General features: G+C 46.2%; 1 protein-coding gene. It reads left to right on the top strand.

All coding sequences use genetic code 11. The annotated features are described in order from the left end of the window. Window positions 1-140 precede the first annotated feature (140 nt). A partial coding sequence (locus tag R7Q11_RS27445) for a beta-eliminating lyase-related protein (protein ID WP_263857215.1) occupies window positions 141-624 on the top strand: 484 nt, incomplete at its 3' end.

Below are 624 nucleotides of genomic sequence, written 5' to 3'. Positions count from 1 at the left end.
GGTTGGCTCATGCTTTATATGTTCTTTGAGATACTCACTGCTATGCGTTCGACCTTTCAGAAACCACGCCTCGAAAATGCAGTTTACGCCTCCGTTTTAACAAGTTACATTGCTGAAGATTTGATTCAAAGGACAGAACAATGAGTACCCACCTAAAACAGCTTTGTCATACCCACCTCCCAGGTAATAAAGAAGACTCTCCAGCCGAGCACTTTGCAAAAATGGCAAAGTGGTGTGAAGAGAACAAAGTGAATCACGATGTCTATGGCGAGGGAGAAACGATTCACGCGTTCGAGCAAAAGGTTGCCGATCTGCTGGGTTACGAGGCGGGCCTTTTTGTTGTCACTGGGACGATGACACAGCCAACGGTGCTAGAAATCGTCACAAGACAAAAGCGTAATCCTATTGTTGCGATGCATGCATCTAGCCATATACCTGAACATGAAAAGCAAGGCTATCAGCTTCAACATCGCTTTAGTGTTTTGCCAGTAGGGAACGTTTACCAAACGTGGAAGCTTGAGGATCTCACTGCGTGGCCGGATGAAATCGCAGCCGTTTTGTATGAACTCCCGATGCGAGAAATTGGCGGTCAGTTACCTTCATGGCAAGAACTGGAAGAAATCA

The sequence above is a fragment of the Vibrio sp. 970 genome (assembly GCF_033339075.1).
The sequence above is the reverse complement of the archived record's forward strand: the minus strand, read 5'-3'. Positions and strand labels throughout refer to the sequence as shown.